At 55.2% G+C, this 13,586-nt stretch carries 13 protein-coding genes and 1 pseudogene; 13 read left to right on the top strand and 1 reads right to left on the bottom strand.

Going from position 1 to position 13,586, the window contains the following annotated elements; all coding sequences use genetic code 11:
• Nucleotides 1-140 precede the first annotated feature (140 nt).
• A pseudogene (locus MHN28_RS20400) lies at nucleotides 141-554 on the top strand (IS6 family transposase); the annotation flags it as partial.
• A 91-nt stretch (nucleotides 555-645) separates the two neighbouring features.
• On the opposite strand, the gene MHN28_RS20395 reads toward MHN28_RS20400, so the two are convergent.
• Nucleotides 646-1,131 (bottom strand): DUF4158 domain-containing protein, encoded by a 486-nt coding sequence (locus MHN28_RS20395; protein WP_239344407.1) that lies wholly within the window; start codon nucleotides 1,129-1,131, stop codon nucleotides 646-648.
• A 172-nt stretch (nucleotides 1,132-1,303) separates the two neighbouring features.
• Between MHN28_RS20395 and MHN28_RS20390 the strand changes: the two genes are divergently transcribed.
• The 12 genes from MHN28_RS20390 to MHN28_RS20335 all read left to right on the top strand — a co-directional run bounded on the left by MHN28_RS20390 (nucleotide 1,304) and on the right by MHN28_RS20335 (nucleotide 13,585).
• On the top strand, nucleotides 1,304-2,041 hold the full coding sequence (locus MHN28_RS20390; protein ID WP_239344406.1) for a GntR family transcriptional regulator: 738 nt from the start codon (nucleotides 1,304-1,306) through the stop codon (nucleotides 2,039-2,041).
• Entirely contained in the window at nucleotides 2,038-3,084 is a 1,047-nt protein-coding gene (locus MHN28_RS20385; protein ID WP_370645769.1) for an ADP-ribosylglycohydrolase family protein, read from the top strand. Before MHN28_RS20390 ends, MHN28_RS20385 begins: the two co-directional genes overlap by 4 nt.
• The gene (locus MHN28_RS20380; protein ID WP_239344404.1) at nucleotides 3,081-4,013 is read left to right on the top strand and encodes a PfkB family carbohydrate kinase; all 933 of its coding nucleotides are present in this window, start codon (nucleotides 3,081-3,083) and stop codon (nucleotides 4,011-4,013) included. The genes MHN28_RS20385 and MHN28_RS20380 overlap by 4 nt, the downstream gene beginning before the upstream one ends.
• A 41-nt stretch (nucleotides 4,014-4,054) precedes the next feature.
• Nucleotides 4,055-5,095: a PotD/PotF family extracellular solute-binding protein gene (locus tag MHN28_RS20375; RefSeq protein WP_239344403.1), complete on the top strand. Its 1,041-nt coding sequence runs from the start codon at nucleotides 4,055-4,057 to the stop codon at nucleotides 5,093-5,095.
• Nucleotides 5,096-5,123: 28 nt separating this feature from the next.
• Nucleotides 5,124-5,987 (top strand): ABC transporter permease, encoded by an 864-nt coding sequence (locus MHN28_RS20370; protein WP_239344402.1) that lies wholly within the window; start codon nucleotides 5,124-5,126, stop codon nucleotides 5,985-5,987.
• On the top strand, nucleotides 5,984-6,769 hold the full coding sequence (locus tag MHN28_RS20365; protein ID WP_239344401.1) for an ABC transporter permease: 786 nt from the start codon (nucleotides 5,984-5,986) through the stop codon (nucleotides 6,767-6,769). The genes MHN28_RS20370 and MHN28_RS20365 overlap by 4 nt, the downstream gene beginning before the upstream one ends.
• Nucleotides 6,769-7,812, top strand: coding sequence for an ABC transporter ATP-binding protein (locus MHN28_RS20360; protein ID WP_239344400.1), 1,044 nt, complete (start codon nucleotides 6,769-6,771; stop codon nucleotides 7,810-7,812). Before MHN28_RS20365 ends, MHN28_RS20360 begins: the two co-directional genes overlap by 1 nt.
• Nucleotides 7,813-8,364: 552 nt before the next feature.
• Entirely contained in the window at nucleotides 8,365-9,042 is a 678-nt protein-coding gene (locus tag MHN28_RS20355) for a response regulator transcription factor (protein ID WP_239344399.1), read from the top strand.
• 25 nt (nucleotides 9,043-9,067) lie between these two features.
• Nucleotides 9,068-10,390 (top strand): HAMP domain-containing sensor histidine kinase, encoded by a 1,323-nt coding sequence (locus MHN28_RS20350; protein ID WP_239344398.1) that lies wholly within the window; start codon nucleotides 9,068-9,070, stop codon nucleotides 10,388-10,390.
• 290 nt (nucleotides 10,391-10,680) lie between these two features.
• Entirely contained in the window at nucleotides 10,681-12,162 is a 1,482-nt protein-coding gene (locus MHN28_RS20345) for a glycosyltransferase family 39 protein (RefSeq protein ID WP_239344397.1), read from the top strand.
• Nucleotides 12,159-13,154, top strand: coding sequence for a glycosyltransferase family 2 protein (locus tag MHN28_RS20340; RefSeq protein ID WP_239344396.1), 996 nt, complete (start codon nucleotides 12,159-12,161; stop codon nucleotides 13,152-13,154). The genes MHN28_RS20345 and MHN28_RS20340 overlap by 4 nt, the downstream gene beginning before the upstream one ends.
• Nucleotides 13,151-13,585, top strand: a complete 435-nt coding sequence (locus tag MHN28_RS20335; protein WP_239344395.1) for a GtrA family protein — start codon at nucleotides 13,151-13,153, stop codon at nucleotides 13,583-13,585. Before MHN28_RS20340 ends, MHN28_RS20335 begins: the two co-directional genes overlap by 4 nt.
• Nucleotide 13,586 lies beyond the last annotated feature (1 nt).

The raw sequence follows: 13,586 nt of genomic DNA, 5'->3' as shown, positions 1-13,586 counted from the left end.
TAGCATATTGCGTTGGATGTGTCGCAAACTTTGGCCGACATGTTGCACCTTGGCGTGGTTTGATCCAACTGGTGGTTTGACTGTGACGATGCTTGGAATGCCCAATGATCGACTTTAAAGGTGCCCACTATCCGCAATAGGTGATTCTGTTTTCGGTCTATTTCTACGTTCGATTTGGCGTCTCGTACCGCGACCTGGAAGAGATCATGGCGGAACGTGGTGTGTCGGTTGATCACTCGACGCTGAACCGCTGGGTGATAAAGTACTCGCCCCAGGTCGCTCAGATGGCGCAGAAAAGGAAGATCAAGACAGCAGAATCTTGGCGCATGGATGAAACCTATGTGAATGTTCGCGGCGAATGGGTCTACTTGTACCGCGCTGTAGACCGCGACGGTCAAACCCTTGATTTCATGCTGTCAACGAAGCGAAACACGAAGGCTGCAAAGAAATTCTTCGCCAATGCACTCTGTCACAATGGCATCCCGAAGCGGATCACCATTGACAAAAGCAGGAGCAATGCAGCCGGGATCCAAGAGGTCAACATGATCCGCAAAGGCCAGCTTGGGCCTTCGACATGCGGATTCCGTCAATTCGCAGAGCTCGCAGGGTAATTTTGCCCAGTCAAAGCGATAGCTTCGAACCACGCTAAAGTTTGCGACAAAGCCCTTCTTGAAAACTATGCTGTGCGGATCGCACCAAGCGTTCCATGATCTTTCGGGACGGGATGAATACCGATTGGCCCAAGGCCCATTCATAGCCACATTGAATCAGATCTTCTGTGGAGGGGCCCAAAGTTGAAACCTGCGATGCAAGTGCTTCGCGCAGCTTGGCGCGATGCCGGTCATTGGCACGGCTAACGCCAAGAAAGCGCAGAATTTCCAACCGGTGGCGGCGAGCTGTGTCGCTGGCGATGTCGTAATTCGGGACATGCGCGAGATCTTCACCAAGTTGCTGAGCGAGATAATCCAATGCCGAGGGTGGCACATCCTTCAACTGCACCGGAAAATACCCGAAGTGCCGAAAATGCGCCAATTGGGCAGCAAGCCCAATCCGCATCGCGTGCCGATAGCCGTTTACCAAATCAAGATCAGCGTAAGACAGACTCCAGACAGCCAGAAATTCTCGTTCCAATACAACACGCTCCAATCGAAAGGGCAAACTGTGTAAAGATCAGGTGCTCGTTAAGCTGGACTGTGTTCCGTTATTGTTCCTCATAACGCCCAAATATGCACGCTCGGTCCAGTTGGGCCAACCTCCTTCGGGTTGTTGTTGACAGCTTTTCGATTCCGAATAAGGTACATGTATGAACAAGCTTGAACAAGAATCAACAAGTAGCGATCTGATCGGAGCATCCAAGTCGGTCAGAATTGCGCATCAGCTGGAAGAAGAGATCAGGTCCGGCGGGCTTGGGAACGGGACGCCGCTCGCCAGCGAAAATGAGCTTGTCAAACGGTTTTCAGTCAGTCGGAATACCGTGCGCAAAAGCTTGGAGATCCTCTGCCGCAAAGGCTTGATCACGACCCGGCGAGGGATTGGGTCATTTGTGACATTTGGCGGCCAAACCATCGACGATCGCTCCGGGTGGAGCGTCGCGTTGTCCTCCGGTGACACGGAACTCGCGACCCGTGTCTTGCGTCTGGCACGCGGGGGAATGGACCTGAATGACGTGCCGGATCTGACCGACACAGACTTCCTGATCGTCGACCGCTTGCGGTTTCGCGTGAAAACCGGTCAGGGCGTTTCGCTCGAACGCAGTCGCGTTGCCTGGCGCCCTGGATTTTCCGAAATCCTGGAGAACGGCCTTGAGAATGGGTCATTGACGGAAACTCTGCGGCTTCGCGGGCTGAGCGTCGACGGGGGAAAAGAATGGGCCCGAGTGCTGCCTGCCCTCAGCGCGGCGGATGCGGCTGTGATGGGGCGTGAGAAGGGTGAGCCGATGTTACGGCTTTGCCGCCTGACACGTTCAGCCGATGGGGCAACCTTGGAATATGTCGAAAGCATTCTGGATCCGGACCTGTTCGGTCTGCAAATGGAGTTTTGACAACGTTGACTGATAGAGGTTTGGCATACGATCGCGCCTGTGGCGCCCTCGCCGGAATGGCGATCGGGGATGCATTGGGCATGCCGTCCCAAACCTTGTCGCGGCCGCAGATCGCTCAGCACTATGGCGAAATAACCAACTATGTTGCCCCTTACCCGGATCATCCTGTTTCGCACGGCCTCGGGGCGGCACAGGTGACGGATGACACTGAGCAGGCGTTTTTGCTGGCGAAACGCCTTGTCGAAGACGACAACGGCTTTGACGAGACGCTCTGGGCACAGGACCTGCTGGATTGGGAGCGCGATGTCAGGGCGCGGGGTCTGCGCGATTTGCTTGGCCCATCCTCTAAAGCAGCGTTGGCCGCGATGCTGGCTGGAGAGTCAGCGCTTGAAACCGGGCGCAATGGCACGACGAACGGGGCCGCGATGCGGATCACCCCGGTCGGAATTGCCACCAAATATGATCCATCCGACAATTTTCTGGACCGCGTCGAGCTGGCCTGCCGGATGACGCACAACACGGGTGAGGCAATCGCTGCTGCAGCTGCAGTTGCCGCCGTTGTCAGCCGCGGCGTGGATGGGCTTGATTTTGACGCTGCCATCGAGACTGCTTTGGATGCTGCCGAGAAAGGGCAGAAACGCGGTTTTCGGTCCGGTGAACCGGATATGAGTAAACGGATAACTGACGCATTGAAACTGGCGGACAAAGGTATTTCCACCGAGGAATTTGCGCAGTCAGTGGGGACGTCTGTTGCATCATATGAGTCTGTCCCGGCCGCTTTTGGCGTAGTGCGAATGGCTGAAGGAGATGTTTGGAAAGCCGCACAGATCGCTGCCAACATAGGCGACGACACAGACACAATCGGTGCGATTGCCGGAGCGATGGCAGGTGCCTGCGCAGGCATCCAGAGTATCGATCCTAACGCGCTTGCCCCTGTCCGCTCGGCAAATGACCTTGCGATCGAAGCGACGGCTGAACAACTGTTGACCCTGCGTGGCGTATCAGCAGATGCGCCACACGACACGACGGAGGCAACGAGATGACCAATCGCCTCTTGCAGATGTCCGGTGTCGTTGCCGACCTTCTTTACGAAGTCGAAGCCGTACCCGCACCGGGTGAAGAAGCCATTGTCAAAGGCTTCTCCATCACACCCGGTGGTGGTTTCAACGCGATGGTCGCCGCGAAACGCGCTGGCATGATGGTGTTCTACGGCGGCTCGATCGGGTCTGGTCCGTTTGCAAAAATTGTCCGCGAAGGCCTCAACACCGAAAACATTCCCTTCCTTCGGGCACAGGATCTGAACCGCGATCAGGGTTGCTGCACCGTGATGATCGACCCGCAAGGCGAGCGGACATTCGTGGCCAGCGACGGTGCCGAGGGGCACGTAACTGCCGAAGATCTGAACCAGATCAGCTTTCACGAGTTCGGCTGGACGCTGTTGTCGGGCTATGCCCTGCATTACGCGGGGTCGCGTCGGGCACTACACCAATGGCTGACCGGCGAGGACAGAATAGAAAATCTGGTTTTCGACCCGTCGCCCATCGTCGCCTCCCTCAATCGCGAGGCGCTTCAGGCGGCGATGGCCCGAGCAACCTGGATCAGCGCCAATATGCGGGAAGCAGCGGTTTTGACAGGACAGGCTGATCCGACCGAAGCCGCCAAATCTCTCGCCGAAACACGTCCCAGGGGCGGAGGTGTCATCGTGCGTCTGGGCGAAGAGGGCTGCATTCTGGCCCGGCAAGGTTCCCTTGAACATATCCCACCTTTCCGTGTTCAGGCCGTGGATACAAATGGGGCCGGTGACACTCACATCGGCAGTTTCATCGCCTGTTTGTCACGCGGCGAAACGCCAAAACAAGCTGCCGTTTACGCAAATGCCGCAGCAGCTTTGTCGACCACACAAAAAGGACCGGCGACTGCCCCGACCGAAGCGGTTGTCGAAAACGCTCTGCGCAAGAAAGAGGCTGGTTGATCGAGAACCGAAGCTGAAGACCATCCAACTGGGAGACGACAATGAACAAACACATCCTTCTGGCAACCTCAGTTGCCCTGACAACCGTGGGCACGGTCGTTCTGGCTGATGAAATTCGCGTTCTGAATTGGCAGGGTTATGGCACTGATCAGGACTGGGCCATCGCCGCGTTTACCGAAGCCACTGGTCACACCGTTGTTCATGAATACTTCAACTCGGAACAGGAGATGCTGACAAAGCTGCGGACCAATCCGGGTGCCTATGACGTGGTTCTGATCAACGCAGCCTTCACCCCTCAGGCACAGGCCGAAGGATTGATCGGGCCGGTCGACAGCTCGCTTGTTGCCAACTTTGGCGACGTACCCGAGAACATGGCTACAAATCAGGACCTTAATGCAGGTGGCGCCCTGCACGGTGTGCCCTGGACCTGGGGCCTGACGTCGTTCGCGGTGAACACCAATGAGTTCAGCGAAATGCCAACGTCGATCGAAGTGTTCTGGGATTCAGCACATGAAGGCAAAGTGTCGATCCGCGACGATGCGCTGGAGGCGGTTCAGTTCGCGGCAATCGCCACCGGTCAGGACATCAACGACATTCAGGATCTCGATGCCATTGAGGCCAAGCTGGCCGCGTTGATGCCGCAGATCAAAACCTACTGGGGCTCGGAAAACGACTGGAACCAGTTCATGGCCGCCGGTGACCTGGACGTTGCAACCTTCTGGTCCGGGTCTGCAAGCAGATCGATGGCATCTGGATTGCCGGTACAGTTCGTCGTCCCCGAAGAAGGCGCGATCGGTTGGCTTGACGGGCTGTCCATCCCTGAAACCTCAACCAAGAAAGAGGCAGCACACGCCTTTATCAATTGGATGATTGACCCGGAGTTCTACGTGAAATGGGCCGAAAGCGGCGCCCCTGCATCGGCAAATGCAAAAGCCGCAGATGCCCTACCGGACGATGCTTTCAACAAACGCGTTCTGGGCGATCCCGCCGTTGTGGCCCGTGTGCAGTTCCAGCGCCCGGTCTCCGATGAAAACCGCGAGAAGTACCTGGAACTGTGGCAAGGCCTGAAGGCCGCGCAATAATCAGGCCGAAGCAAGGGAGAAAGCAGACATGTCAACGGTTCTTGCCCGTCAGGACAGGCTCAAGATCGCCTCGTTGCTTTCCCCCGCCTATATCTGGCTGACAGTGGCAATTTTTCTACCGCTGTCGGCGATGCTCTATTTCAGCTTTTTGTCAGATGTGCCTTTTGGAGACGCCGAATGGCGTTACACCACAGACAACTATCAGGCGTTCTTTCAAACTTCGACCTATGCGACGCTGCTGTGGAAGTCCATCAAGCTCGGCCTGACGGTCACGGCTGTATCGGTGCTTGTGGGATTTCCCTGCGCCTATGTGTTGGCCAAGGTCATCAAGGGAAAATCGCGCGAAGCACTTTTTCTTTTGGTTATCCTGCCGTTTTGGTCAAACTCGCTGGTTCGTATCTTTTCATGGGCGATCGTGCTGCGCGGGAACGGGGTGCTCGATCTGGGCCTGAACGCGATTCTGCCTTTTGAGGTAGACGTGAACCTGATGTTCTCGACACCGGCCATCGTGATCGGACTGGTTCATTCCTACCTGCCTTATGTGATCCTGACGTCGTATCTGGCCCTTCAGGCGATAGACGACAGCCTGATTGATGCCGCCCGTTCAATGGGCGCAAACAAGCTGACCATCTTGTGGCGCCTTGTTCTACCTCTGTCGCTGCCGGGTCTGCTGGCCGGGGCCGTGCTGATTTTTGTGCCCGTCGTCGGTTCGTTCATGGAACCCCGCATTCTTGGCGGGCGCGTTGGCACCTATTTCGGAACTGTCATCGAGGACCAGTTTGTCGCTGTCTTCAACTGGCCATTGGGGGCTGCATTGTCCTTTATTCTGCTGGCCGTTGTGCTGTTGATCCTGGCAACCGCCAGCCCGGTTCTGCGGAGGGCTCAGACATGAATGGGACATATCTGGCCTTGCTGGGCAAGGTTTGGCTTGGACTGATCCTGTTCTTTCTGTATGCGCCGATCATCGTCATGGCATTCATGTCCTTTAACGCCTCGCAATATTATCAGTTGCCCTTCGAGTTTTCGCTGACTTGGTACGAAAAGTTGGGCCAGAATACCGAGATCCTGAATGCGGCAACCCGGTCGGTCCTAATCGCGTTGGCGACAACGGTGATCGCCACAACACTGGGGACAGCCGCATCTCTGGCGCTTTTCAGGTTCGAGTTTCGCGGCAAACGATTCCTGCAGGTGATGCTGTTCCCGCCGATCGCAATCCCCTGGCTTATCACCGGCACGGCAATGTTGATCTTTTTCTACGGCGTCGGATTGGGGCGCGGCACACCTTCCGTTCTGATCGGTCATGTCGCTCTCGCTCTGCCTTATGTGATCGTAGTGGTGAGCGCCCGGTTGGTGACCTTTGACGTTACCCTGGAAGAAGCCGCTCGATCCATGGGCGCAGACAGCTGGACCGTCACACGACGCGTAACCCTGCCATGGATTGCGTCGGGTATCATCGCGGGTGCCCTGTTTTCCTTCGCGGTCAGCTTTGATCAGTTCGTCGTCTCGTATTTCCTGTCCGAACCCGGTGACAGCACGTTGCCGGTGCTGATCTACACGTCGATCCGCAAAGGGTTCACGCCGGAAATCAATGCGATCTCGACAATCATAATCGTCATCTCAATGGCCGTGATGCTGTTTGCAGCCCGGTTTTCAAATTTCGGAGGAGAGCGCTGATGGCCGAAGTCTCTGTCCAGAACGTTACCAAGACCTTTGGGTCGCTCAAGGCGCTGAACGACGTCACCATGGATTTCCCGAACGGCGGGTTTTTTGCCCTGCTCGGCCCGTCCGGCAGCGGCAAGACAACTTTGCTTCGCGCCATCGCAGGTTTCATCTTTGCAGACAGCGGCTCGATCTATATCGGCGACCAATCTGTCGAGAACATTCCGGTCGAAAAGCGCGACATCGGGATGATGTTTCAGAACTATGCGCTGTTTCCCAATATGACCGTGGCAGACAATGTAGGCTTTGGTCTGCGCGTGCGGAAAGTTGGCGCCGCAGAAGAGCGCCGCCGTGTGGGTGAGGCGCTGGAACTTGTTCAACTTGGCCAGTTGGGCGACCGAAAACCACACCAGCTTTCTGGCGGGCAGCGACAGCGCGTGGCATTGGCGCGGGCAATCGTGACCAATCCCAAAGTGCTGCTGCTGGACGAACCTCTGTCAGCGCTGGACAAGTCGTTGCGTGTGGACATGCAGATCGAACTAAAGCGCATCCAGCGCGAGATTGGGATTACTACGATCTTTGTAACCCACGATCAGGAGGAGGCTCTGACTTTGTCCGACAAGATCGGCATCCTCAGACAGGGCACAATGATTCAAGCCGGCCCACCACGGGAGGTGTACAATAACCCCGTCGATATCTTCACGGCCGAGTTTCTGGGTGAAGCAAACATTCTGACCGCTCAGAGTGGCACAGCGCTGAGCTCTGCCGGGGCGGATATCAAGCTGCCAAGCGGGGCGACAGAGCAGTCTACTCTCGCTGTCCGGCCCGAGAACATGAGCATTTCAACCTCGGAACCCGGCGGGGATGAGATTTCCAAGATCCCCGCAACACTGGTCCGACGCATCTTTGCTGGCGCAATGGCTACCTGTATTCTGGAAAACGGCGGCAACACATTCAAGGTCATCGCGCGCGATCAGGACATCCCGGATTTGCCAGAGGGCGGTGAAATCTGGTTGAGCTGGAAACCTGAACACACAATGGTTGTCCCCGACCCTTAGCGGATTTTCGTTGGCCCTAAGATGGGGCATTGCCAGGTCGTTCGCCTAGTGTTTTCTGAAATGGCTGATCGACTGGTTACATGAACTGCATGTCATCGTCACCGACAAACCGTGCAGCTGCGTCAACCCGATCAGAAAACTTGTCTGAAGACGAACCCACCGGGCGAGTAAGCGATTGCTTCGATGCCAAAACTTGGGGGGATGTCTTTTTTGGCCGTTTTTACAAAAAAGTAAATTTTGCTCAAGGTCGCGGAAAAGCCCAGAGCTTAACCTGGCTGAAATGATTGTCCATCAGCAAAACAAGTTCTCGAGAGCCTTTCTAAATGGTCCATCCGCACCACGTAGCACTAATGTTCAGATCCCTATGTAACCGACTAGGCAGAGTGGTGGCAAAGGAATTGGCGTTACCTGATCCAAAACCCCGATGCAAAGCTTGAGTGGCGGGTGGATGAACCCGGTGCGGAACATCGCGTTTCGGTTTATGCTCCTTAATGTAAGAAACAGCAGGGTGCCAACGGCCAAGTTTCACCCGCAGCAAGCGAGCTGAACACGATGCAAATTCTTTTGCTTGAAGACGACCCTGAAATTGGTGACTGGATCCAATGTGGCCTCAAACGCAGTGGGCAAGTTGTTGACTGGTTCAGCAATGGACGAGAGGCGCTGATTGCGGCAACGACTTCGGACTACGATGTTGTGATCCTCGACAGAATGGTCCCGGAGCTGGACGGCCTGTCCGTCCTTAAAACCATGAGATCGGCTCGTATCGAAACACCGGTTCTGTTCCTGACTGCCTTGGGCGACGTTGAAGATCGCGTTGAAGGCCTTGAGGCGGGGGCCGATGACTATTTGGCGAAGCCCTTCGCCTTTTCTGAACTTGAGGCGCGGGTTGCGGCCTTGGGTCGACGTGCCAATCGGAAACTGACTACAGACGCCGTGTCGCTGTCTTCTAAAGATATCCACCTGGATCTTTTGAAACAGAAATGTACGCGACGCGGAGTTGCAGTGGATCTGAACACCAAAGAGTTCAGGCTGCTCGAGGCATTCATGCGCTCGAAGGGACGCATTCTGACGCGCAATATGCTGCTGGAAAAAGTTTGGGGGCTGAATTTTGATCCCACGACCAGTGTAGTGGAAACACATGTCAGCAGGTTACGTTCAAAGATTGAAAAACCTTTTGGAGATCAGGTCATTAAAACAGTTCGCGGAACAGGGTATCTCTTTGAAGGTTAAATCGCGTACCCAAAAATATCTGAGAATGTCCAGCCTGCGGCAGACAATCGGACTGTTGGTCTGTCTGTTGGCATTGCAGCTATTGGGGGCCATGGCGGCCTCGACCATCATTCATGTCGAGTTTTCCAATCAAATAAAAGACGAGTTAAGTAAGCGTTTTAAGGTCGTAGCTTCCGAAGTTGAAATGAACGGTTTTCGCCCGGAAGACTTCCCGAGTTACCGTGGAGAAGTTGTTTTCTTTCAAGCGGATGAAACCTCGGCAGCGACTGCCCCGGAAGGAATTTTCGAGGTCCGAGGAGCGATCGAGGATGACCTCTGGGAAGAAAACAAGCTTTTTGGCACCAATCCGGATTGGGACGACTGGTACTTCTTCGTTGGTGAAGCTGCCGGAAGTGTTTTGGTTATCGGAACCAATCTGGCTTACAGTTCGCTGTTTTCAGGCCTGATCCCAAATGTCTTTATTGCCGTTGGGGTCTGTATTTCAGTCATTGCCCTCGCAATTGGCTTTGCCATGAGCCGGCGGGCTCAGAACAAACTTGATCGCATGTCTACAGTGCTGGCAGAAATCGGCCGGGGGAATTTGCATCAGCGCGTTGCGCTCAGTACTGACCGGGACGACTTGGATGACCTGGCGCAGGACATCGACAATACGCTTGAACATCTTGAGGTACTTTTCAATCAAACCAAAAACCTTGCGGTCAATATCGCTCATGACCTCAAGACACCTCTGGCACGGCTAAGGTTGCGGCTGGAAAATGCTCTTCTCGATACGGACCCGGACATCGTCGCGCAGAATGTCGAACTGGCTTTGAAGCAGGCGGACCATGTTATTGCGGTCTTTGAGGCTTTCCTGCGCATAGCCAGACTGGAAACCGGGACAGCCAAAAAGCGTTTTGCGGATGTTGATCTGGTCGCCGTCGCCAAGGAAATCGCTTCGACTTTTGCACCGGTTGTCGAAGATGCGGGATATGGCTTTGAACTGAGGATCAATGGTCGTGCGAGAATCAAAGGCGATGCCGTTCTGTTGACGCAGATGCTGTCTAACCTGATTGAAAACGCGATCCGCCACACGGACCCGGGGACCGTGATTTCGGTGGTTGTCGACTATGCGGGCGTCGGGGTGGCGGATACGGGCAAGGGCATACCCGATGACGCTTATGAGCAGGTTGTTAAGCCATCGGTCCGTTTGGATGCCAGCAGAACAAAACCCGGTGCTGGTCTGGGTTTGGCGCTGGTGAAATCCATAGCAGATGCCCATGAGGCCACACTTGAGCTAACAGAAAACCCGTGGTCCGAGGAACGAGGACTTTTTGTTTTCGCCCGGTTTCGTGAGGTTTGGACGACATAAACCGGAAATACATTGCGGGCTTTTCCAGATCACCGGATGAGCGCGTCGGCGATACATTTGTCGTTGGAAACCTCCGTCCCACGGTACCTGATGTCCCGTAGGGTCGTGTCCGACACCCTTCACCAAGACACTCCCAAACAAGCACAATTGTCAGAAATCGTCAGATTTACACATTTGTAAATTTCCTTAGATTTTTGCGCAAATAATGGGGCCTATCTGTGCCGCTGTCGAAAGCGGGAGCAGATATTTTGTGGGATACAGGCACACACCAAACATGGTCACCAGGAAGGGTGCCAGCTGAAGAAAGGCTGAAGCTCTCGCAAACAGACCATACAGCCCTTGTCTGCCTTTTGGTCGGGCTGGGGGTGGTGCGGGTTCTGGGCATATTCACTCTGCCCTTCACCGACACGACCGAAGCCCGCTATGCAGAGATAGCGCGCAAAATGGTCGAAACCCGGGATTGGATCACACCTCAGTTCGACTACGGGGTGCCTTTTTGGGGCAAGCCACCTCTGCATACCTGGTTATCCGCGCTTGGCATGGATCTGTTTGGCGTGAATGAATTCGGAGCACGCGTTTTCATATTCGTCTGCGCCATCGTACTTCTTTTGTCAGTTTACCGTTGGGTGCGCGCAGAGATGGGCAGCGGCGCGGCGCTGGCGTCGGTGGTGATGCTCTCAAGTACGGTTTTGTTCTTTGCAGCGTCCGCTTTCGTCATGACGGACCTTGTTATGACGCTGGGCACCACGTGCACGATGATTGCCGTATGGCGTGTGCTGAATTCCGAAAATGACACGAACGGGTACGGATTGCTGGCCTTTGTGGGGCTGGCGATTGGCTTGCTGGCGAAAGGACCGGTCGCACTTGTTCTATGTGCTGGCCCATTGATCCTTTGGGGCATCTTATCCGGGCGCTGGCGCGAATTTGGCAAGCTGCCATGGATGCGGGGCGTCGCTCTCCTGTTTGCGATTGCTGCACCCTGGTTTATCGCGGCCGAACTCAAAACACCGGGCTTTCTGCACTACTTCATCATTGGCGAGCATTTTGAACGCTATACTGTGCCGGACTGGCAGGGCGACCTGTACGGCAACGGGCATGAACGCCCCAAGGGCGCGATATGGGTAGATTGGATCACGGCCTTTCTGCCTTGGTCGATTGCATATTTCCCTGTTCTTCTGAAACCGCGGGCTGTGAAAGCTACATTTACCGCGGACGAGTCCGGTTGGCGAAGCTATCTTCTGCTTTGGGCACTGTCGCCGATGATCCTGTTCACGCCTTCGGCAAACATTCTCGCGGCTTATACTTTGCCGGGAATGCCAGCATCGGCAGTGCTATTGGTTTGCCTCTATTCAGATCTTTGGGGGCGCAGTCCGGCGCGCGCGTCACGTCGGGCATTTGTCATTTTTTCCGCATTCACGATGATCATCGGAGGTCTGTACGCCGTTTTAGCCAGCATCGCGCCACACGAAATCAAACTGCGAAGCGAACGTGAACTGGTGGCAAAGCTGAACGAGATTAGCGAAGGCGCGACCCCCTACTATGTTGGCTATCGCAGCTATTCGGCCGAATTCTACACGCAAGGCCGGGCTCAGGTAATCCAGGATACCTCGCAACTTGACACCTTAGACGCAACCGTGCGTGCGCTTGCCGTTCCCCAACACAACGCATTGTCCAATTCGCAATATCTGGCCGGTGATTTCCAACGCATCGGCCAATTTGGGCGCCACGTGCTGTTCTATCGGCCCATCGCCGAAGCGGAGGTTGCCCAATGAGCTATTCCGAGCCGTCTTTGTATCGCTTCCCGGCATCTGTTCCCGCGACAGTATCAAGACCGGAACTGAGTTTCGTAATCCCTGCCTTCAACGAAGAAGACAATATTCGAAAGACCCTGCTTGAGGTCGCTGCAGAAGCAAAACGGCTGAACAAAACTTTTGAGATTGTCGTCGTTGACGATGGCAGCACGGACAAGACGTATGAGCAGGTTGCCCGGATGACCGGAGAGCTACCTCTGTTCGCGATCCGTCTTTCCCGAAATTTTGGCAAAGAACAGGCAATGTCGGCCGGTCTTGCGCGCACACGTGGCAACGCCGTTGTCATATTGGATGCAGATTTGCAGGAGCCAATCTCGACACTGCAGCAGCTTATCGAGAGGTTTGAAGAGGGGTACGATGTGGTCTACGCCGTACGGGCGCACCGCAATGATGAAAGCCCGTTGAAGCGCGTACTGGCAACTGGATTTTACCGCCTTCTCAGTATGGGCAGCGAGTGCCCGATCCCACCCGATGCTCGGGACTATCGCATCATGGATCGCAAGGTGGTGGACGCGCTTTTGTCACTGCCCGAACGCAACAAATTCATGAAGGGATTATTCAGTTGGGTCGGGTTCAAAACCGGCGCGGTTCCAATCGAGCTGCGAACCCGCCACGCGGGAACCAGCAAGTTTGGGGCGCGGAAACTGTTTGGGCTCGCGTTAACCGGCCTGACTTCTTTTTCCGATTGGCCTTTGCGGATCTGGACTGTGATCGGGTTTGCCTTTGCCAGTTTGTCCATGCTCATGAGTTTTTGGATTGTGCTCAAAACCATGATCTGGGGGGTGGACGTGCCCGGTTTCGCAACAACGACCACCGCGATCTTTTTTCTTGGCGGTCTTCAGTTGATGTCCATCGGCGTAATTGGGGAGTATCTCTCGCGGGTATACTCAGAGGTGAAGCAGCGTCCAGGCTTCATCATCGCCGAAGAGCAAGATGCGAACTCTGCGGTATGAGGGGTCTTTTCCAACTGCTGCGCTTTAGTGCCGTAGGCGGTGCTGCCACACTGTTGCACTACGGTGTCGCCGCAACCGTGATGCTGTTTGATGCTACTGCTCTAATGGCAAACACGATTGGGTTTGCGGGCGCATTTGGATTCGGATTTCTCGGTCACCAGCGTTTCACCTTCCATGACGGTGACACATGCGGGCAGCGGTCACTGGCGAAATACTGCGCCGTGTCTTTGGGCAGCTTTCTGAGCGGCCAAACGTTGCTCGCACTCATTCTCACATTTCCCTGGATGCCAGAAACAACTGCCCTGTTCCTGACGATCATTCTGGTCGCGGCAGTCAACTTCCTGCTCAGCCGCAACTGGGCTTTTGCAGCGGCACCGAAACCCCGCCCCGGCGGAGACGCCAAACGGGCAAAGTACCTATACGGAGAATGAA

The sequence above is a fragment of the Ruegeria sp. Ofav3-42 genome (assembly GCF_022347725.1).
GTDB lineage: Bacteria > Pseudomonadota > Alphaproteobacteria > Rhodobacterales > Rhodobacteraceae > Ruegeria.
This window is presented reverse-complemented; position numbering and strand designations above follow the sequence as displayed.